The 305-nt window shown below is 60.7% G+C and carries 1 pseudogene; it reads right to left on the reverse strand.

What is annotated here, in order from left to right:
- Positions 1-123 precede the first annotated feature (123 nt).
- Positions 124-305, reverse strand: a pseudogene (locus tag E5Q11_RS17605) (aminotransferase class III-fold pyridoxal phosphate-dependent enzyme); the annotation flags it as partial.

A 305-nucleotide genomic window follows, 5' to 3' on the forward strand; every position in this document is an offset into this window, starting at 1 on the left:
TCTTTTCTGGGCAGCGTTGAGGACAACCGGGGGCCGATACCCTCGGCCAGCGCCAGAATAGCTTTCAGGTCGCCCGGCTGTGCCGGTCACACCAGCCACATAGGCAGCTCCTCTCGTTGGCGGTTACTGACCGACCACTCGCTTTACAGCGGCTTCGAAACGGGTCAGGGCTTCGTCCAGGTCAGGCTCGGGGATAATCAGTGAGGGCGCAAGCCGAATCACGTTGGGGCCGACAATCAGCACCATGACACCCTCTTCAATACCTGCCGCGAGGAATTCCTTCGCCTTGCCCTGCCATTGGTCAG

Origin of the sequence: Marinobacter confluentis (assembly GCF_004785685.1) — a bacterium.
GTDB classification, from domain to species: domain Bacteria; phylum Pseudomonadota; class Gammaproteobacteria; order Pseudomonadales; family Oleiphilaceae; genus Marinobacter; species Marinobacter confluentis.